Below are 21,201 nucleotides of genomic sequence, written 5' to 3' on the forward strand. Positions count from 1 at the left end.
CCCTATTGTAAATATCATCAATCTATGAATGACTTATTAGTTGCTGATTCCGTATCAAAAAACTTCGGGAATTTCAAAGCACTAAATCAAGTGTCTATAGCAGTGCCTAAAGGCAGTATTTTTGGTTTATTAGGTCCTAACGGAGCAGGTAAAACAACCTTAATACGTATTATCAATCAAATTACTATGCCAGATGAAGGTTCGGTTTTATTGGATGGTCAACCTTTAAAACCAGAACACATTAGAGACATTGGTTATTTACCCGAAGAACGTGGACTCTATAAATCAATGAAAGTTGGTGAACAGGCATTGTATCTGGCACAACTCAAAGGTTTAAGTAAAACTGAAGCCAAATCAAGATTAAAATATTGGTTCGATAAATTGGATATCGGAGACTGGTGGAACAAAAAAATACAGGAACTAAGTAAAGGCCAGGCACAGAAAATACAGTTTATAGTTACGGTATTGCACCGACCTAAACTGTTAATCTTTGACGAACCATTTTCAGGTTTTGATCCGATTAATGCTAATTTAATAAAAGATGAAATTTTACAATTGAGGGACGAAGGTGCTACCGTTATTTTTTCGACACATCGTATGGAATCGGTCGAGGAGCTTTGTGATCATATAGCTTTGCTTCACAAATCGAACAAAGTACTTGATGGAAAATTAAATGATATCAAGCGCCAATATAAAACCAATACATTTGAGGTTGGGTTACAATCGGCAAATAGCGAACAAGTGTTAAGTGAAATCAAAAACAGTTTTGATGTGCTTCCGGCTACTTTCAAAAATCTTGTTGACGACATTAAACTGAATATTAAAATCAATGAAAACACTTCGCCGAACGATTTGCTTTCATTTTTAACCTCAAAAGCAGAAGTGCATCATTTTGTGGAGGTCATACCATCTGCTAATGATATTTTTATTCAAACTGTAACAAATAACTAGTTAAGGATGAATCATTTACCACTAATTATAAAACGGGAATACCTTACTAAGGTTAGAAATAAATCTTTTATCATTATGACGTTTTTAAGTCCTATGATAATGATTGCCCTTATTGCTGTCGTGGCTTATCTATCACAGCTTAATAATAACAAGGAGCGTGCAATTTCTATATTGGACGAAACGGGTTATCTCAGCGAGGCGTTTGAAAATACTGATAATACGACCTATACCATTCTCAGTAATGTTGGGCTTGCTGATGCAAAAAATATGGTTAAGGAGCGTGAGGATTACGGCTTATTATATATTTCCAATTCAGATGCATTCGATGAAGTTGCTAAAAACGTAAAGTTCTACTCTGAGGAAACACCATCTCTCAATGTCATTTCTTCATTAGAAAGAAAGCTCGAAAAACGGTTAACAGACTTAAAACTTCAAAATGATGGAGTCAACATAGATCAAATCAACGCTTCCAAGACTAGTATCGATATTGCACAAGAAAGTTTTGAAGGTGAGAAGAGTTCTAAGATTGATAATGTCGTAAAACTTGCATTTGGCGGTGTTGCTGGATATTTACTATTCATGTTCATTATCATTTACGGTAATATGATTATGCGAAGTGTAATAGAAGAAAAAACAAGTAGAATTATTGAGGTAATTATTTCTTCGGTAAAACCCATTCAGCTCATGATGGGAAAAATCATTGGAACATCCTTAGCAGGCGTTACACAATTTATCATTTGGATGATTTTGGGAGGTATTTTGCTAATAGTGGTTTCTTCCATTTTTGGTATTGATATGTCACAGGTTAATACGCCACAGCAGGAAATGATGAATCAAGCCATTGAATCAGATGGTGCACAGGCTATGGCAGAAAATATAATTGTTGCAATCGGTAATTTACCGTTAACAAATTTGGTCATAGCGTTTTTGTTTTTCTTCATTAGTGGATATTTATTGTACAGTTCGCTTTATGCTTCAATTGGTGCAGCGGTTGACAATGAGACCGACACACAACAATTTATGTTACCTATTTTAATGCCACTCATTTTGGCAGTATATGTTGGGATGTTTACGGTTATTGAAGACCCACACGGTACAGTTTCAACCGTATTTTCATTCATTCCGTTTACATCTCCTGTAGTGATGCTTATGCGTATTCCATTTGGTGTGCCTTTATGGCAACAAGGTTTATCACTATTACTTTTGATCGGTACATTTGTGTTTACCGTGTGGTTTGCTGCAAAAATTTACCGTGTAGGTATTTTAATGTATGGAAAAAAACCTACGTATAAAGAATTGTTTAAATGGTTGAAGTATTAACTGATTATGCAAGATTTACAACAATTAGAAGAAACTATAGTTGAAAGTAATGCTTGGGAGAATATAAGAGCATTTTTTGGCCAGCATATAGATTTAACAGATAAAATTAGTATTTCAATTTTTGATATGCTCATTTTAGCGACTGTTATTTTTATAACTACACTTGTATTAAGGTTAGTCTTAAGGGTTTTAACCAGAAACTTACCAGAGGATGACAAAGGAAAATTCAATGTGGTATTTGGCTATTTTAGATGGCTTATATACATCATCATTTTTCTAATTACATTACACAGTGTTGGTGTTGAGGTTACTGCTGTTTTTGCGGCTTCAGCAGCATTATTAATTGGTATTGGTCTGGCACTTCAGACTTTATTTCAAGACATTATTTCGGGAGTATTTATTTTGATTGATCAAACGGTACATGTTGGAGATATTATTGAGATTGAAGGAAAAATAGGCCGTGTAGAAGAAATAAAACTCAGAACCACACGAGCTGTAACCATTGACAACAAGGTGCTGATTATTCCCAACCACCTCTATTTAACTAATAGTCTTTACAATTGGACTCAAAACGGTATATTAACTAGAGAAAGTGTTACCGTCGGTGTGGCTTACGGTAGCGATGTGCAGTTAGTAAAAAAGCTACTTTTACAAGCTGCAAGTACACATGGAGACGTTATTTCAGAGCCAGAACCAACTGTGGTTTTTACTGATTTTGGAGAAAGCTCATTGGACTTTAAATTAGTTTTTACAATGGCAGATAGTTTTAAGGCACAATTTCCAAAGAGTGATATCCGTTTTGAAATAGATAGATTGTTTAGGGAAAATAATATCACCATCCCTTTCCCTCAGCGCGACATTCATATTATTGAAAATAAACCCAAAGCTTCAAATGAATAAGATGATGAAGATAAAAAATTTCCTTTGTTTGCTATTTCTAGTAGCAATCACCAATGTCTCTTTTGCCCAACTTACAGATTTGGCTAGACTGGAGTATTCGTTTATTCCAAAAACAAAATCCGAAGATCAATATATGAGACTGAGGGCATTGGTCAATTATCCTATTGAATTGAAAGAGGATACGTATTTTATTATAGGTGCAGAGTACAATCGAGTGATTCTAAATTTGGAGGATGATTATCCATTTGATGCGTCATTGCTAGAAACAATCAATATTATTGATTTGAATTTAGGATACACTTTTAAAACAAGTGAAATGTGGCGATTGGGATTTAAAATTAATCCCAGAATAGCATCAACACTAACCCAAAGTATTACCGCTGACGATTTATTTCTAAACGGAGGTGTTTTTGTAATTAATGATAGATCTGAAGATGAAAGTGCAAAACGGCCTTATCGTTTAATTTTAGGTTTAACTTATAATACCACAACTGGCTTACCATTTCCATTACCATTTGTAAGTTATTCTAGAACAATTAACGAGAATTGGTCGTTTGCCATAGGTATTCCTAAATCTAACGTAAAATATTTTTTCGATGAAAAACATACCATTCAAGCTTTTGCGAGTGTAGATGGATATTTTGCTCATGTACAAGAACCAACAATGACAGATGATGGTAAATCAGTGGATCACATATCGCTTTCTGTGGTCGTTGGTGGTTTTGGATATGAATATAAACTCAGTAAATATTTATATGCATACTCTTATTTAGGTTACACGGCCAGATTGGATAATGTGTTAAGGGATAACGATAGAAACGATGTATTTTCATTAGATAATTTAAATGCGTTTTATTTAAGAACAGGATTAAAACTTAAAATATAATATGTCAAAAATATTAATTATAGAAGATGAAGCTGCCATTAGAAGGGTCTTGGTAAAAATACTTTCGGAAGAAAATGATAGCTACCAGGTAGAAGAAGCAGAAGATGGTTTGGCAGGAATCGAAAAAATAAAAAAAGACGATTACGATTTGGTGCTTTGTGACATCAAAATGCCAAAAATGGATGGTGTTGAAGTTTTAGAAGCCGTAAAAAAAATAAAGCCTGAAACCCCAATGGTTATGATATCTGGTCATGGAGATTTAGATACAGCTGTAAATACCATGCGTTTAGGTGCTTTTGATTACATCTCAAAACCACCGGATTTAAATAGACTTTTAAATACGGTACGTATTGCTTTAGATAGAAAAGAACTCGTAGTTGAAAATAAAATGCTGAAAAAGAAAGTCAGCAAAAACTATGAAATGATTGGAGAAAGTGATGCCATTGACCGTATCAAAAATATGATTGACAAGGTCGCACCAACTGATGCTAGAGTTTTAATCACTGGCCCAAATGGAACAGGTAAAGAATTGGTGGCCCATTGGCTGCATCAAAAAAGTGAACGTTCTAAAGGCCCAATGATTGAGGTGAATTGTGCCGCAATTCCGAGTGAACTTATAGAAAGTGAATTGTTTGGGCACGTAAAAGGTGCTTTTACCTCTGCTAACAAGGACAGAGCCGGTAAGTTTGAAGCCGCAAATGGTGGTACCATTTTCTTGGATGAAGTAGGTGATATGAGTCTTTCTGCACAGGCAAAAGTGCTACGTGCTTTACAAGAAAGCCGCGTACAGCGTGTGGGTAGCGACAAGGATATTAAGGTTAATGTAAGAGTCATTGCCGCAACCAATAAAAACTTAAAAAAGGAAATTGAAGACGGCAAATTCCGTGAGGATTTGTACCACAGATTGGCAGTGATTTTAATTGAAGTTCCCGCACTTAATGACAGGCGAAATGATATTCCGCTATTGGTAGAATATTTTGCGGAAAAAATCAGTAATGAACAAGGTACAGCGAAAAAATCATTTTCCGATAAGGCATTAAAGTTGCTTCAAAATTACGATTGGACAGGTAATATTCGCGAATTACGGAATGTGGTAGAGCGTTTAATTATTCTCGGTGAAAAAGAAGTAAGCGAAAGCGATGTTAAGGCTTTTGCATCAAAATAAAATAGTTACAAATTATGCTGATCTTATTCGCTTTTACAATCTTTTAGTAAGCTTGTATAAGCTTTAGTAAGTTTTATATTTTCATCCAAAAAGTAACTTTTTATCGCTTCAAATTCCAAATTCGAAAAATCTTGCGAGCCATCAAAGGTTATGTCTAAATTACGATTGCAATCACAGGCTTTAAGAGAGGCATTATAGGATTCAATATTGGATATAATAGTCTCTTTGTTTAATTTGATGAAATTTGCTTTTAACTGTTGCTTTTGTTTAGATTTTTGCTGCGCTAGTTGAGCTTCAATTTTTCTCTCTTTTTCTTTCAATTTTGATTGTTCCTCTAATAATTTCGCTTGTTCCATTTCAAGCTTTGATAATTCTGTTTCGTTGTTTTTAGCTAATTCTGTATTTGTGTTTTTAGCAGAATCATTAGTAGCACACAGATTGAATTCGTAAAATAATTTTGAAATTAATTCTTCACAAACTACCAGGTGTGCTTCTGCAGTTGCAAAATCTTGTGCCAATAATGCACTTTCTAAACGTATGGTAATGCTTGTAGATAGGTCAGACGCTTTTTGGCAATCTTCATTAGTTAATTCTTGTATGGAAGAATCTATGGAGAGTTTGGAAATTTTAGCATGATATTGTAAGCTTTTGATATTGTATGCTTTTAAACCGGCAGTTATATTTCTGTTTGCTTTAACAAGGTTGGGATAGATATCTTGTGCGTTGACTTTTGTGAAAATAAAACAAAATAGCAGGAGCAGAAAGTAATGTTTTTTCATAATTTGAGGTTTAAGTTTAGTTCGGTTGGGACTTCAAAAATATCAAAATTTTGTACTTAAGCGAATTTAAATACGTTTAATCGATGTTTAGTTTAGGTTTGTAAGAAATTACCTAATCATATTTTTATTTCAATTTATTAGGTTTCAAGCAAACACAAAAAATGCACTATATTTAATTCAGAATTTTGACATATGAATAATATTAAAGTAGAAGATTTTAAGGTTTCATCCCAAATAAAAATTTCCGATTTATCAACATCCTATGATTTAGGTGCCGATAAAAAAGACATAAAAAATGCCTTACGTGATGTTAGTGAACAATTGGCAGATATACAAAATGCGATGTACGCACACGGCAAATATGCAGTTTTGTTCTGTATTCAAGGTATGGACACAGCAGGCAAGGATAGTTTGATTCGTGAAGTATTTAAAGAATTCAATGTAAGAGGAATAGTAGCTCATAGCTTTAAAAAGCCAACCAATTTAGAACTTAAGCACGATTATTTATGGAGACACTATATAGCACTACCGGCTAGAGGAAAATTTGGGATTTTTAATAGAACACATTACGAGAATGTTTTGGTTACAAGAGTACATCCTGAATATCTGATGTACGAAAACATGCCAGGTATTAATAGTGTTAATGATGTCAATGAAGAATTTTGGGAAAAACGTTTTGAAGAAATCAACAATTTTGAAAAGCATATAGCGGATAATGGTACCATAGTTTTCAAATTTTTCTTAAATATTTCCAAAGAAGAACAGAAAAATAGATTATTAAGGAGACTCAATAGACCTGATAAACATTGGAAGTTTTCTTCAGATGATCTTAAAGAGCGAAAACTTTGGGATAAATATCAAGCGTGCTATGAAGATGCCATTAACAACACCTCAAAACCACACGCGCCTTGGTACAATATTCCAGCAGACGATAAGCCAACGGCAAGATATATTGTTGCTCGAATTTTATATGATACGTTGTTAAAATACAAGGACATAAGGGAACCAGAATTACCACCCAAAGAAAAAGCAAATATCAACGTATATAAAGAACAATTGAAGAATGAATAGTGATTTTAGAAACCCATTAAGAACAATTTTGTTAGTTGTGTCTATTATTGGATGCTCCTTTGTTAATTCACAAACAGACGAAGAAACTATAAAAACAATTTACAAAACGTCATTAACCAACGGTCATAGTTATCAATGGCTCGACCATTTGTCCAATAATATAGGCGGACGTTTGTCGGGTTCTAAAAATGCCGAATTGGCCGTAAACTATACCAAAGCAGAACTTGAAAAGTTAGGTTTGGATAAAGTATGGCTACAACCGGTTATGGTCCCAAAATGGGAAAGAGGTGAAAAGGAAATGGCCTATTTTGAAACTACAGATGGTATTACAAAAGTCAATATTTGTGCATTGGGAGGTTCAGTTGCTACTGCAGAAAATGGGGTTACTGCAAATATTATCGAAGTGCAAGGTATTGAAGACCTCGAAAGTTTAGGACCGGAAAAAATCAAAGGCAAAATAGTATTTTATAATCGACGGATGCAACCGGATTTAATCAGCACTTTCGACGCTTATGGTGGCTGTGTAAACCAACGCTATGCAGGTGCTATGGAAGCTGGAAAGTATGGAGCTGTAGGTGTTATTGTCCGTTCCATGAATTTACGTCAAGATGATTTACCGCACACAGGTAGCATGAGCTATGGCGATTTACCGGTAGAGCTCCGTATTCCATCTGCTGCTATTAGTACAAACGATGCAAATACTTTAAGTGAAAAATTAAAAGAGAATAAAGATCTAATATTTTATTTTAAGCAGAGCTGTCAACAGTTTGATGATGTGCAATCTTACAATGTCATTGGTGAAATCACGGGAAGCGAATTTCCCAATGAATATATAATAGTCGGTGGACATTTAGATTCTTGGGATTTGGGAGATGGAGCGCATGATGATGGTGCGGGAGTGGTACAGTCTATGGATGTGTTGAGGTTACTAAAAGAAAGTGGAATTACACCAAAGAGAAGTATCAGAGTAGTGCTTTTTATGAATGAAGAAAATGGTTTGCGAGGTGCAACAGAATACGCTAAGGTAGCCAAAGAAAAAAATGAAAATCACATTTTTGCATTAGAAAGTGATGCTGGAGGATTTACGCCAAGAGGTTTTTCGTTTGCAACTAACGATACTAATTTTAAACAGGTTTTGGGATGGAAGCCCTTATTTAAACCTTATTTAATACATTATTTTGAATTGGGTGGAAGTGGTGCAGATGTTGGCCCGCTTAAAACTGAAGGGAATGTCCTGGCGGGATTACGTCCAGATTCACAACGCTATTTTGACCATCACCATGCGGCAAATGACACTTTTGAGCACGTCAATAAAAGAGAATTAGAATTAGGGGCAGCTACGATGACAAGTTTGGTCTATTTATTTGATAAATATGGTGTGAATCCAGTTCCTGAAAACAATGAACTTAAGGATTGATTTGAAAAAATATCCTTTAATTTATAATACTAGAACCTTAAATCGTTCTTAATTACTAGTCTTTTTTTTCTGCTTTTCTTTTTGTTCTTTTTTGGCAAGTAATTCTTTATTAAAATAAACCCCATCACCATGCATGTCCGCAGGTGTACGATGATTCATAAAATATTTACCGTTTTGTTTTTTGTCTTCTTTTTTTGGTTTTGGATCCGAACTCATATTTTTTCTTTTAAGATATGAAAACTTCTATACCTTTAGGGTTAAGAAAATTATAATATGAAAAATTATTACTTGTTTCTGTTGATTTTATTGGGCTTAGCTCAAAGTTTTGGGCAAAATGAAAGTCTGCCTTATACGGAAGTGCCAGTTTACCCAGATAAATTCACAGCAGGAACTATGGCTGCGCGTATGGTTGATGCTTTAGGTTTTAGATATTATTGGGCTTCAGAAGGATTGACAGAAAAGGATTTAGCCTACAGGACTAATGAGGACGGGCGATCGTCAGAAGAAACTTTAAAGCATATTTATGATTTATCTGAGATTATTGTCAACTCAACGCTAAAGAAAGAAAATTTAAGAGTAACTGAATCCTTGACTTATAGTGAGCTACGATTCAAGACTTTAAACAATCTTAAAACCGCAGCCGATATTCTAAGAAAGAGCAACGACATTTCGCAATACAAGATCATTTTTGGAGAACAGGAATTCCCATTTTGGAATCAGGTTAATGGACCGATTGCAGATGCTATTTGGCATTGTGGACAATTAGTAGTACTTAGACGCTCAACAGGAAATCCTATTAATCCAAAGCTCAATCAATTTACAGGTAAGGTAAACGATTAAAGTTTTCTTCGGTAATATTTGCCTTTTTTCAGCTTTTTTCCTTCGAAGCCTTTAAAATAGAATGGTATTGATATTCCGCCATATTTATGTACTACAAAATGAAGGTGTGGAGTGGTAGTGAATCCCGTCATACCTGAAATTCCAATAGGTTGATTAACTTCAATTTCATCACCAACATTTACTAATACACCGTTAAAATCAAGATGGACATAATTTGCTATGGTTCCATCGTCATGTATCACCAAGATTTTATTTGCTTTATTCATACATTTTCTAGTTCTGCAGTGTTCCTTAGAGTCTCCTTTTATATAAAAAACTTTACCCTTTCTGGCAGCAGTTATCGTGTCTCCTATTTGAGTTCCGATGTCCAGAGCATATTTTGAATGTTCTAGGTTATGAGAAAACCTGTCACCAAAGGATTGGATAATTTTATATTTTTTATTGATAGGAAAAGGTAGTGTGTATATATAGTTTGCATCAATTACCATTTATGGATCACCAAACCTACCATTAAATTTTACATAGCGATTCACATTTACGCTGGAGGAATCGAGTTTATGTTGTTTTGGAATAATTAAAGCGTTTTTTAGAGTGTCTTGATACCTTAATAATGCATAGGGCTTGACCTTTACGAAAGATTTTGTTGAATCTAAAGGGGTGATATTAACTGTAATTGGAGCATGGTATGGATTAATGAAGTCAAGGTATATGGAGTCGTTTTCAATATGCTCATAACGCTCCATGCTTTGACTATTTAGCATGTGGGTAATTGATAGAAGGACAATTAAAAATAGTAATCCTTTCATATTTTTTTAAAATCTTTATTTAATGTTACATTTATAAAGATAAAAATTTATGAATTATGCCTGGATATTTAAAGCAAGTCCATCCTGTCCTACCTGTTAAGGACGTAAAAAAAGCAGTTGATTTTTATGTTAAAAAATTGAATTTCAAATTAGCTTTCGCTGATTCAACGTCTACTATGGGCTATGCAGGAGTGTCTCGAGATAATGTCGAAATCCATTTGCAATGGCACGACGAAAAAGAATGGATTGAAGGTTTAGATAGACCTATGTTAAGAATTTATACAGATAATGTTGAAGCGCTTTATGAAGAATATAAAACTTCTGGTGTATATCATGCACGTACCATATTAAAAGAAACTCCTTGGGGAACCAAGGAGTTTGCTTTTTTTGATCTTTACGGAAATGGTCTTACTTTTTACAGAGATAGCAATTAACGAGATTATTCTTCATCGTCTTTAGGCTTACGTTTCATTTCAATATATTTTGTTACCAAACGCACCCCTAATCTTGCAAAAAGGATAACGGCAATCACCATCACTATATCAAAACCACTCATAAGTTAAATTTTCTAAAGGGTAAAGATATCAATTACCTATAGCAGGTTTGGAAAATTTAGGTGCCTTTATCTCTTTTTTAGTTCCCAATTGTTTTATTAATTCTTCAACAGCACGTTCAAGTTGTGGGTCATTTCCTTTAGAAAGAGCTTTCGCATTTTGTCTCACTTCAATATCTGGAGCTACACCTTTGTTCTCAGCTACCCATTCATTATTAATTGGGTCAAAAACTGCATTGTCTGGTGCTGTTAGTCCGCCACCATCAATTAATCCGTAATGCGTAGATGATTTTACTAATCCGCCCCAAGTGGTCATTCCTATTAATTTTCCTGCATTTTGCTGTCTAAATACCCATGGGAAAAAATCACCACCAGAACCTGCAAGTTCATTGATCAGTAATACTTTTGGGCCTAAAATACCAGCAGGAAGTTTCATTGGCGTTCCATTTGGCACCTCATTGGTTAAACCTGCTCTTAAACTTCTGGTCATTAAATCTACCATATAGTCATCCAAAAGTCCGCCACCATTAAAACGTTCATCTATCACAGCTCCTTCTTTATCTTGTTGTGCAAAATAATAGCGATTAAAGGAAACAAAACCTGGTCCTCCAGTATTTGGTACCCAAACGTAACCTAATCTACCATTGGATAATTTGTCCACTAATCTTCTGTTATCTTCGACCCAAGCGCGTTGTCTCAGGGAATTTTCGCTTCTAATAGTTTCAACTACTTCTGTCCAGTGTCCTTTAAATTCTGGCTTATCATTAATATGAAGAATGGTTTGCATACCAGAAGTACCATCTAAATGTTTATAAAGATTTTCGTCGGCTTTAATTTCATTACCATTAATACCAACGATATAATAGCCTTCTTCAATTTTTAAACCAGGAGCATCCAATGGACCGGAAAGCCCAGGATTCCAGCTTTCAGTGGTATAAATTCGTTCTATTTTCCAACGGCCATTTTTTTCAACTAAATCAGCACCTAATAAACCTACTTTTGAAGATTCTGTATCAGGAAAATCACCGCCAAAAACAAAACTGTGACCCACCGATAATTCTCCATTAAGTTGGTCTAATATATAGCTCAAATCTGCACGATGCCTTACGTATGGCACCAATGGTGCATAACGCTTGTATACGACGTCCCAATCACGACCATGAATGGCTGGATCATAAAAATAATCACGTTCGTAGCGCCAGGCTTCTTCAAACATTTGCTCCCATTCGGCGGAGCGATCTAATTTCATTTGGAGGTTAACTTTAAGACGTTTTCCACCTTTAGCATCGCTACCACCTGTATTAATAACTTGCCAATCACCGTTGATTCTTGCTAACATGTGCTTACCATTTGGCGTCACCGAAACGGATCCTGCATTTGAAGCAAATTCTTTTGACTCCTGGTCATTTAAAGTAAATTTATGTAATGAGGAATTCCAACTATTTGGAATACGTTCTGTAATAAATACAGAGCCTTCAGGTCCTGGAATCATATAACCATACTCTCTTTCTGGCATAGGCAGAGCTAATGTTCTGCGACCGATATCTTCAAAATCAATAACTATAGACTTGTCATCATCCTTTTTATCCTTTGAGTCTTTTTCTTCCTCTTTTTCATCTTTTTTGTCTTCCTCATCTTCATTATTTGATTTTACTTCTTCCTCGTCACTTTTGGGCTTAAAAGGTGATTTGTCATTGGCATCCAAATTAACCACGTAAGCTGCATAAACAGGATCTGAAGTCATCGAACTCGTATTGGCCCAACCTGAACCAAGGGCAACATCTGTACTTGCCAAAAAGTATAATTGTTTTTTATTAAGATCCCAAGTTGGTGAAAATGAATCTGCAAAAGCATCGGTGATGGGTTTCGATTCATTTTTATCTAACGAATAAATGTATATCTGTCTGAAGTTATTAGAACCTGATTTTTCATAGGCAATCCACTTACTATCTGGTGACCATCTTAATTCTGTACTGCCACGTTCTAGATTTGTGCCTCCAACGTCAATCGTAGTTAGTTTTTTTGTGTCTAAATTTACATATCGCAATCTTACATCATCATCTACAAAGGCAATATATTTACCGTCTGGAGACCATGATGGACTCCAGCCTAATTTTGATTCACCAATAGAAATCGCTTCGGGCTTAGATAATCCATCTTGATTTGAAATCATCAATTTATATCCTTTTCTGTCCGCATCAGAAAACCATGTGATTTTATCACCTTTTGGAGACCAGATTGGTCTCCTATCTGCCGTGCCGGATGATTCAGTTATATTTCTTGAATCACCAAATTCTACTGGTACAGTAAAAATATCTCCACGAGATTCCATAATGGCACGTTTTCCGTTAGGTGACAATGAGGCTGAGCTGGATGAATTGGATACATTCTCCCATTTGGTTGCAGCCCAAGGGAAATCTCCAACAACATTAATTTCTAATTGTGTTGTTTTACCACTATTAATATCCATAGTGTGTAAATAACCGTCACGTTCAAATACCAAAGTTTTATCATTTGCTGACAACCATTTTACATCAGAGCCTTTAAAATTTGTAACCTGATTTAGTGTTTTACTATTGGTGTCATAAGACCAAATATTCATCACTAAATCCCTATCAGACAAAAAGTAAATTTTGTTACCTAGCCAAAGTGGTTTAATATCTGTGGTACGCTCATTAGGTAGAAGTTCTTCGTTTTGAGTGGCTACATCTAAAATAATGAGCGGAGTATTTTGTCCGCCTCTGTATGCGCGCCATTCTATATCCCAACGGTCCATTTTATCAATGACCAGTTTTTTTCCGTCAGGTGAATAATCACCATCAAAACTCCATTGTTTGGTTAGTAAATTAGGAACGCCTCCTTCTACCGAAATTGTGTAAAGTCGCTCGTAAGGTCTTGGCGCAGTATTTCTTGTACTCGCGAATAAAATATGTTTACCGTCATTAGTCCAACCTCTTACTGTTGAGCCACTTGGATGCCAGGTAAGTTGTTTAGGCTCTCCACCGTTTTTGGAGACGACATAAACGTTATTAGCGCCAGCTCTATTAGAGCTAAATGCAATCCACTGGCCATCTGGAGAAAAATAAGGATCACTCTCTACTGCTGCGGTTGAAGTAATGCGTTTTGCTTCAGAAGAATTTAAATCTGAAATCCAAATATCACTTCCATATGTGTAAACAATCTGCCTAGTGCTAATATCTGGTTGGCGTAAAAGACGAGTGCTTTGAGCAAGTGTTACGGATGAAATAAATAATAGAAGAAGGGTAAGTTTTGTTTTAAAAATTGATTTCATATTGTAAAATGATTAATTATCTATGTATTTGACGATTGATTTATTTTTAAAGTTACAAATAACTAAGCCACCATTTATCTTTATTATTGGCTTTGTACTTCATATATTTTTTGCAAATAGGAAATAGTATGACTATTGTTAAAATCCAGACCACATAAGAAACCCATAGATCATATCCGATATTGAATAAATATCCACTTTTAAAACGATCGACAGTTAGTATAAGTTCTTGCCAATTTTCGCCAAGTATAATAAGTCCAACCATTCCTATTAGATGAATAAAATAAAGATGAATTATATAATAGAAAAATGGAACACGCCCAAAAACAAGTAACCAATTTGTAACTTTATTTTTAACGGATTCAATCGCATACAGAAAAAGAAATGCTGGCCCAAGTGTCATTAATGTATAGATTAAAGACGGAGGATATTTTGTGACATTAAAAAATGATAATACAGTATAAGTCGTATCTTTTTGAGCTGCCCAAGGTGTTAAATCTCCGTAAACGTTTAGAGCACGCAGTATAATAAAAAGAAAGATAGCTCCATAACCAAATCGAAGTAACCAGCTTTTTCTAATTTTAGCATCAAACCCACTTTGGTAGAAATGACCAAAACAATAGCCTAATATAATAATTCCTAACCATGGTAAAAACGGATAAGCAATGGCTAGCATACCTTGTCCATCATTAATAACTTGGAAATTAAATTGGTGCACATAATACCATAATATTGATAATGGTTCTGTACCTTGTTGCGTGATGCCATCTAATAAATTGTGTCCAAAAACAATAATAAGACCTAAGGCCAAAAGTAATTTTTTGTGTAAGTATATTAATGCTGCTAATAACATCATACATATACCAATAGCCCAAATGACTTGAAATATGTGTACACTAAGGCTAAGGTCAAAAGTCCAAGCAAAGTTTACAATTGTAAGTTCTATAAAAACCAGCCAAAGTCCTCTGGTAAATAAAAATTTTGCAAGATCTTTTTTCGAATTTTTTTTACTTCCATATAAAAAGGCAGCCGTACCAGCCAAAAAAACGAATACTGGAGCACAGAAATGCGTGATCCATCTGGTAAAGAATAAAATAGGAGTTGTTGTTTCTATATTCGTGGGATCTGCAAACATATATCCAGTATTTGAATAATCCCTTGCATGGTCTAAAGCCATAATGACCATAACCAGTCCTCGTAGAATATCTATAGATTCTATCCTGGTCGATTTGATTGATGACATGTTCTTTTAATTTTTTAATTAAAAGACTTGAGGAATGTTTAAAGATATAAAAAAAGCGCTACCAGATTAGTAACGCTTCATAATTTAAATTGCAATCTCAATTTGATTGTTAAGAATATCATCAAACGTTTCGCGCTTTCTGATTAAATGTGCTTTGCCCTTATGGATTAAAACTTCAGCAGGTCTGTAGCGCGAATTGTAATTGCTCGCCATAGAATAGCAATATGCTCCGGCATTCTTAAAACAGAGAATATCTCCTTCGTTTATTTCAGAAATACGTCTGTTATTGGCAAAGGTGTCAGTTTCACAAATATAACCTACAACCGAGTAAAAACGTTCCCTACCTTTAGGATTAGAAATATTTAAAATATCATGTTGTGAGCCGTAAAGCATTGGCCTAATTAAATGGTTAAAGCCAGAATCTAATTGAGCAAAAATTGTTGAGGTAGTTTGTTTTACCACATTTACTTTTGCTAAAAACACACCAGCTTCACTCACTAAAAATTTGCCAGGCTCAAAAGCCAAGGTTAATTCTTTACCGTATTCTTTTGAAAATTCATTGAAACGTTTTGATAATTTTTCACCCAATTCTTCAATATTGGTCTCAATGTCACCTGCTTTATATGGGACTTTAAAACCAGAACCGAAATCTATAAAATCTAAGTCTTTAAAGTTTTTTGCAGTTTCAAAAAGAATTTCACTCGCGTAGAGAAACACATCTATATCCAAAATATCACTTCCAGTATGCATATGGATACCGTTGATGTTCATTTTAGTGTTTTCTACTATGCGAAGCAATAGTGGAATTTGGTGGATTGAAATTCCGAATTTACTATCTATATGTCCCACAGAAATGTTAGTGTTTCCACCAGCCATAACATGGGGGTTTATACGAATACAAACAGGTGTTTTAGGATGTTTAGTACCAAATTGTTCTAAGATAGAAAGGTTATCAATATTTATTTGAACACCAAGTTTGGCTACAGTTTCAATTTCCTCCAAAGACACTCCATTAGGAGTATATATAATAGATTCAGGTTTAAATCCAGCCTTTAACCCAAGTTTAACTTCTTGTATAGAAACGGTATCTAAACCTGAGCCTAAAGAATTAAACAATTTTAAAATTGAAATATTGGATAAAGCTTTAACTGCATAATTAAGTTTAAGATGTTTTACTTTACTAAAAGCATTGGTTAGACGTTTGTACTGAGATTCGATTTTTTCAGCATCATAGACATATATAGGGCTGCCATAGTCCGAAGCTATTTGTAAAAGGGTTTTATGATCCATTTTTCGCTTTAATTATTACCAAGAATCTTCAAAAGTAGAAGTATTAATTAGTTTAAACAGAATTATTATGTTTTTTTACTAGTTTTGCACAGATTGTTAAATAATTAACATTATGAGAACTATTGCCTCCTGCGTAGAAGACCTTATCGTTTCCCAGCCATTTTTGGAAGAAGCACTGTCAAGAGAAATAATTAATTTTTCAGCTTTGGCAAAAGATCTTAAAGAACCTATTTCAAAAATATTGAAAAAGCCCGTAAAAGAAGGCGCTATTATGATGGCCTTAAGACGCTATAATAATAGGTTTAGTATGGATAGTTCTAAATCGCTCAAAAGTGTATTTAAGAATTTAGGTGATATTACGGTCCGTTCTAATCTCAGTGATTTTACATTTCAGAATTCCCAGACGTTGATTGACAGTCATTCTAAGGTTCTGGATAAAATCACAGACAAGCATCAGATTTTTTACACCTTTACACGTGGCATTTTTGAAAGCAATATGATTATTTCCAGTTCTGAAGAAAAGGTGGTTTTAGAATGTTTTAAAAATGAAAATCAAATCGGACTTCAGGAAAAACTGTCTGCCATTAGCATCAATTTACCAAAGAACAATTCTAAAGTTGCAGGTTTATATTATCAGATTTTTAAGCGTCTGGCTTGGGAGAATGTAGCCATGTACGAAGTCATTTCTACCACCAATGAATTTACCATTTTAGTTGAGGACCATTTGGTAGATAAGGCTTTTTCTGTGATAAAACATTTAAAAGACTGAGGCTATTTAATACAACAAATAAGAATAGGATTTTTATTTGGGAAACGTTTTAGTATGCTTATTTTTGTACCACTAAATAAACTTCTGATTACAAATGAATTTACACGAATATCAAGGAAAAGAATTATTAAAGAGTTTTGGTGTACGCATTCAGCGTGGTATTGTTGCTAAAAGCGCCAAAGAAGCTGTAGATGCTGCAAAACAGTTAACATCAGAAACTGGTACAAGCTGGCACGTTATTAAGGCTCAAGTTCATGCAGGCGGACGTGGAAAAGGTGGCGGAGTAAAACTCGCTAAAAACCTCAATGAAGTAGAAGAGATTGCAGGACAAATAATTGGGATGAACTTAGTTACACCACAAACATCTGCAGAAGGTAAAAAAGTACATCAGGTTTTAATTGCTGAGGATGTTTACTATCCTGGCGATAGTGAGCCAGATGAATATTATATGTCTGTACTTCTTAACCGTAGTACAGGAAGAAATATGATCATGTATTCTACCGAAGGTGGAATGGATATAGAAACTGTTGCCGAAGAAACTCCACACTTAATTTTTACAGAAGAAATTGATCCCGCTTTAGGTATTATGCCTTTTCAGGCTCGTCGCGTAGCCTTCAATCTCGGATTATCCGGAACGGCATTTAAGGAAATGACAAAATTTGTGACGGCATTATATAAAGCTTATGTAGAATCTGATGCATCATTGTTTGAAATCAACCCGGTTTTAAAAACAAGTGACAGCAAGATTCTAGCCGTAGATTCTAAAGTAACTTTAGATGACAATGCATTGTTTAGACATAGAAATTTAGCTGAACTAAGGGATTTACGTGAAGAGAATCCTATTGAGGTAGAAGCAGGAGCTTTAGGTCTTAACTATGTAGATTTAGACGGAAACGTTGGTTGTATGGTTAACGGAGCAGGTTTGGCGATGGCAACTATGGATTTGATCAAACAGGCAGGTGGTGAACCAGCAAACTTTTTGGATGTTGGTGGTACAGCCGATGCAGCTAGAGTAGAAGCGGCATTTAAAATCATTTTGAAGGATCCAGCAGTAAAAGCTATTCTGATTAATATTTTTGGTGGAATTGTACGTTGTGACCGAGTAGCACAGGGTGTAATTGATGCTTATAAAAATATGGGAAATATTGAAGTCCCAATCATTGTACGTTTACAAGGAACCAATGCAGATATTGCCAAGGAATTAATTGATAACTCAGGATTGGACGTAATGAGTGCAACTGAATTTCAAGAAGCAGCGGATAAGGTGCAGAAGGTTTTGAGTTAAAGTTGCGTCATGCTGAACTCGTTTCAGCATCTCATGCCTAATCAGAAATATTAAAAAAGAGCGACAGTTAATTGTCGCTCTTTTTTGGTTTAGTTTATATTATTAGAGAGTATCACTCTATTAGAACTAAATGTGTTTCCTCATTTTCGCCTTGATGTAGGGATAAGATATATTTCCCTTTTTTGAGTGATGAAACATTAATAGAAATTCTATCGGTCAATGTACCTTTTAAAATTAAATTACCAGAAAAATCGTAAAGTGTAAAATTGGTAGTGTTATTCTCATTAGGTGATTTACCTGTCTTTGTTTCACTTAATTTTTTCTGAACAGTAAATTGTTTTGATGATGGATTAGGGTAAACCGCAAATCTATCCTCACCACTACTGCCGCCGCCACCTTGTGTACAGTCTATAAACTCTACTTCGTGCCCATACCACGATGACCAACCGCAAGAATTATTAAACCGGACCTCAAAAAGGTAAAACCCAGGCGTAGGTGTGAAGTTCATAGTGCCACTTGTACCAGTATAATTTGTTGAGGGTGCATATATCGTATTGAGGTTAGGGTACTTTTTTAAGCGTATTTGATGGGTTGATACATTATCTGGATTTGTTGAAATGCTATAGGTATTATTGTAGTGACTGGAGCACCAATATCCAGGGTCATTAAAATCATTATTAAAAGTAATTGTACTTACACTTGCATTACCAGCACCAATAGTTTTAGTAATCTCTACATTATTACAATCAGTTTCAATAGACGCAGTTAAAATTGTTTCTACACTAAAATTACCTAAAGCTGTTATTGTAACGGAGCTTCCATTTTGTGATAATGATAACCCACCCGTTTGAGATAAACTCCAATTTATAGTGACACCTTGCCTAATATTATTTATGTGATACGTTTCTGAACTCGAATTACAAATAAAATCAGACCCAACAATTTCCAAAGGTAAATCTTCTGGACAGATAGACGCACACGAATAAAATCCTCTATCAACATCATTATCTAATTCTTCTATTAGCCAATTCCCACTATTTAATGTGAATTGGATATGTTGCTCGCTAGTGAGGTCATTCGTGAAAAAATTATCAAAAGGTACGTTTTTTGGTGATAAGGGTGGTGCTAAAGGGGAATAGGTTTTGTTTAAATCACCTAAGCCAATAGCTTGTAAGCCACCGTCTATATCCAAGCTACTATATGTTGGTATAAAATTAAATTCTCGTTCAACTAAGAAATCGTCAAAATCACTAGGTAAGTCTATAAATGTCTCAATATCATAAATACCACCACTTGCATTATCCAAGGGTAACATTGAAGATGAAGAATACAAACTTTCCTCATTTATTAAATCTTCTCGTACGGTTATAAAACCCAAAATCTTTTTCTTAATAAAAATTTTACCTTTATAAATCCTTTTATATTCTTGATTCGGCAATGCTTTCAAGTTAAATTGCGCTTTAATATCTGTATTTGTGGACAACAGAGAGGATATAGTTTTTAAGGGATTCCATCCCGCTAAATTTAAAAAAGCCAATCCTAGATTAGTAATAAAAAATGGTAAATCTATGGTTTCATCAACATTTACTAACGTGTCATAAACGTTAAAACCCAATGCATCATCGCATTCAGAGCAGTTAGCAATAGCTATATTACGTATGCCTCCTTGTGAGGGATATCCCATGTTAGCTATTTCTGCCAGAAAGCTATCATGTAAACTGTTATTATTAATTGAAACACTATCTCCATTACCTTGTAGTTGATATGTTAGCATTTGTTTTGCTGCGGGCGACTGTAACAAATCATAGCCGTTATCTAAATCGTCCACCAAAGAATTTAACGAGATTAATTCAAAGTCAATTAGGCTAAATAAAATAGGTATGGAAATCGTCTCTCCGTAGAGATGCCTTACCATAGCTTGGTACGCCAAAGGTACATTGGCTCCTTGGTGTGGTACATCATGGCTAATATAGAGTTTGGTATCGTGGTTGGTGGTTGGGTCATTGTCTATCTCCATGTGCCTTAGCGCGTAGCGTGCCACTAAACCACCCATACTCATACCCAAGACCACGTTTTGCTCTGTACTGCCTGCGGTTTGCTTTAAACCATTAACCCACTCGATTACGGCTTCTACCATATAGGCATTGCGCTGTATGTGCGTGGTGCTGTTGGCAAAATCTACAAAGACCAAATCGTAGTCTTCGTTTTCTATGGCTTCATTAAGAGTTGTACCAGTTGCAGGGTCAATAGGTACGTCAATACCACCGTTTGTAGCATCATTAATAAAATCTTCATAAACAAAATCATCTTCTGGGTCAAAACCCTCTACCACAATCAAGGGCTTGGTGAGTTCGGTATGGCCTGGTGCCAGTTCTACGGTGACCAAACCTGTTGCGGAAGTGCCTTGATACGGGTCGCCTGGAATAGGCTCTTCATCAAATAACAAACCAAAACCATCAAATCTAGCCTGAGTACCACCGCCAGAAGGGATATAGTCAACCCAAATTTTGCTTTCACTATATAAGGTTGGGCCATTGCTATAGACCATTTTTACTTTAATGTCCTTTTCGCCACCAGAGGTATAGGTAACGCTTTTCGCTGTATTTAAGGCAATGGTTTGGTAGCCGTTACCAT

General features: G+C 35.0%; 19 protein-coding genes. 11 read left to right on the forward strand and 8 right to left on the reverse strand.

What is annotated here, in order from left to right:
• Positions 1 to 24 precede the first annotated feature (24 nt).
• The 5 genes from HM983_RS13740 to HM983_RS13760 are packed head-to-tail and all read left to right on the forward strand — an operon-like array spanning position 25 to position 5,222.
• A complete protein-coding gene (locus tag HM983_RS13740) occupies positions 25 to 951 on the forward strand; it encodes an ABC transporter ATP-binding protein (RefSeq protein WP_179346293.1) in 927 nt (308 codons plus the stop codon).
• A gap of 6 nt (positions 952 to 957) precedes the next feature.
• Positions 958 to 2,271 (forward strand): ABC transporter permease, encoded by a 1,314-nt coding sequence (locus HM983_RS13745; RefSeq protein ID WP_179346295.1) that lies wholly within the window; start codon positions 958 to 960, stop codon positions 2,269 to 2,271.
• 6 nt (positions 2,272 to 2,277) lie between these two features.
• Positions 2,278 to 3,171, forward strand: coding sequence for a mechanosensitive ion channel family protein (locus HM983_RS13750; protein WP_179346296.1), 894 nt, complete (start codon positions 2,278 to 2,280; stop codon positions 3,169 to 3,171).
• 1 nt (position 3,172) lies between these two features.
• Complete coding sequence (locus HM983_RS13755; protein WP_246277521.1) at positions 3,173 to 4,057, forward strand: DUF6268 family outer membrane beta-barrel protein; 885 nt, start codon at positions 3,173 to 3,175, stop codon at positions 4,055 to 4,057.
• Position 4,058: 1 nt separating this feature from the next.
• The gene (locus HM983_RS13760; RefSeq protein ID WP_179346298.1) at positions 4,059 to 5,222 is read left to right on the forward strand and encodes a sigma-54-dependent transcriptional regulator; all 1,164 of its coding nucleotides are present in this window, start codon (positions 4,059 to 4,061) and stop codon (positions 5,220 to 5,222) included.
• Between the two features lie 23 nt (positions 5,223 to 5,245).
• Here the strand turns inward: HM983_RS13760 and HM983_RS13765 are convergent, their stop codons facing one another.
• Complete coding sequence (locus HM983_RS13765) at positions 5,246 to 6,001, reverse strand: hypothetical protein (protein ID WP_179346300.1); 756 nt, start codon at positions 5,999 to 6,001, stop codon at positions 5,246 to 5,248.
• 192 nt (positions 6,002 to 6,193) lie between these two features.
• On the opposite strand from HM983_RS13765, the gene HM983_RS13770 reads away from it, so the two are divergent.
• Positions 6,194 to 7,072, forward strand: coding sequence for a PPK2 family polyphosphate kinase (locus HM983_RS13770; protein WP_179346302.1), 879 nt, complete (start codon positions 6,194 to 6,196; stop codon positions 7,070 to 7,072).
• Positions 7,065 to 8,489 (forward strand): M20/M25/M40 family metallo-hydrolase, encoded by a 1,425-nt coding sequence (locus HM983_RS13775; RefSeq protein WP_179346304.1) that lies wholly within the window; start codon positions 7,065 to 7,067, stop codon positions 8,487 to 8,489. The genes HM983_RS13770 and HM983_RS13775 overlap by 8 nt, the downstream gene beginning before the upstream one ends.
• 48 nt (positions 8,490 to 8,537) lie before the next feature.
• Here HM983_RS13775 and HM983_RS13780 read toward each other — a convergent pair whose 3' ends face one another.
• Positions 8,538 to 8,705, reverse strand: a complete 168-nt coding sequence (locus tag HM983_RS13780) for a hypothetical protein (protein WP_179346306.1) — start codon at positions 8,703 to 8,705, stop codon at positions 8,538 to 8,540.
• A gap of 57 nt (positions 8,706 to 8,762) precedes the next feature.
• Between HM983_RS13780 and HM983_RS13785 the strand changes: the two genes are divergently transcribed.
• Complete coding sequence (locus HM983_RS13785; RefSeq protein ID WP_179346308.1) at positions 8,763 to 9,329, forward strand: hypothetical protein; 567 nt, start codon at positions 8,763 to 8,765, stop codon at positions 9,327 to 9,329.
• Here the strand turns inward: HM983_RS13785 and HM983_RS13790 are convergent.
• Positions 9,326 to 9,817 carry a M23 family metallopeptidase gene (locus HM983_RS13790; protein ID WP_179346310.1) on the reverse strand — a complete coding sequence of 164 codons (492 nt, stop codon included), beginning with the start codon at positions 9,815 to 9,817 and terminating at the stop codon, positions 9,326 to 9,328. The two genes, HM983_RS13785 and HM983_RS13790, sit on opposite strands and share 4 nt — an antisense overlap.
• Complete coding sequence (locus HM983_RS13795) at positions 9,818 to 10,135, reverse strand: hypothetical protein (RefSeq protein ID WP_179346311.1); 318 nt, start codon at positions 10,133 to 10,135, stop codon at positions 9,818 to 9,820. It lies immediately after the preceding gene.
• A 56-nt stretch (positions 10,136 to 10,191) separates the two neighbouring features.
• Between HM983_RS13795 and HM983_RS13800 the strand changes: the two genes are divergently transcribed.
• Complete coding sequence (locus tag HM983_RS13800; RefSeq protein WP_179346313.1) at positions 10,192 to 10,569, forward strand: glyoxalase superfamily protein; 378 nt, start codon at positions 10,192 to 10,194, stop codon at positions 10,567 to 10,569.
• 150 nt (positions 10,570 to 10,719) lie between these two features.
• Here the strand turns inward: HM983_RS13800 and HM983_RS13805 are convergent, their stop codons facing one another.
• From HM983_RS13805 to lysA, 3 genes are all read right to left on the reverse strand, one after another.
• Entirely contained in the window at positions 10,720 to 13,980 is a 3,261-nt protein-coding gene (locus HM983_RS13805) for a S41 family peptidase (protein WP_179346315.1), read from the reverse strand.
• Positions 13,981 to 14,032: 52 nt separating this feature from the next.
• Positions 14,033 to 15,223, reverse strand: a complete 1,191-nt coding sequence (locus tag HM983_RS13810) for a DUF1624 domain-containing protein (RefSeq protein ID WP_179346317.1) — start codon at positions 15,221 to 15,223, stop codon at positions 14,033 to 14,035.
• Positions 15,224 to 15,307: 84 nt separating this feature from the next.
• Complete coding sequence (gene lysA / locus HM983_RS13815; RefSeq protein WP_179346319.1) at positions 15,308 to 16,513, reverse strand: diaminopimelate decarboxylase; 1,206 nt, start codon at positions 16,511 to 16,513, stop codon at positions 15,308 to 15,310.
• Positions 16,514 to 16,625: 112 nt separating this feature from the next.
• Between lysA and HM983_RS13820 the strand changes: the two genes are divergently transcribed.
• Positions 16,626 to 17,282, forward strand: a complete 657-nt coding sequence (locus HM983_RS13820) for a hypothetical protein (protein WP_179346321.1) — start codon at positions 16,626 to 16,628, stop codon at positions 17,280 to 17,282.
• A gap of 94 nt (positions 17,283 to 17,376) precedes the next feature.
• On the forward strand, positions 17,377 to 18,567 hold the full coding sequence (gene sucC / locus HM983_RS13825; protein ID WP_179346322.1) for an ADP-forming succinate--CoA ligase subunit beta: 1,191 nt from the start codon (positions 17,377 to 17,379) through the stop codon (positions 18,565 to 18,567).
• A gap of 112 nt (positions 18,568 to 18,679) precedes the next feature.
• On the opposite strand, the gene HM983_RS13830 is transcribed toward sucC, so the two are convergent.
• A complete protein-coding gene (locus HM983_RS13830; protein WP_179346323.1) occupies positions 18,680 to 21,115 on the reverse strand; it encodes a T9SS type A sorting domain-containing protein in 2,436 nt (811 codons plus the stop codon).
• Positions 21,116 to 21,201 lie beyond the last annotated feature (86 nt).

Source organism: Winogradskyella ursingii (assembly GCF_013403975.1).
Taxonomy (GTDB): Bacteria; Bacteroidota; Bacteroidia; order Flavobacteriales; family Flavobacteriaceae; genus Winogradskyella; species Winogradskyella ursingii.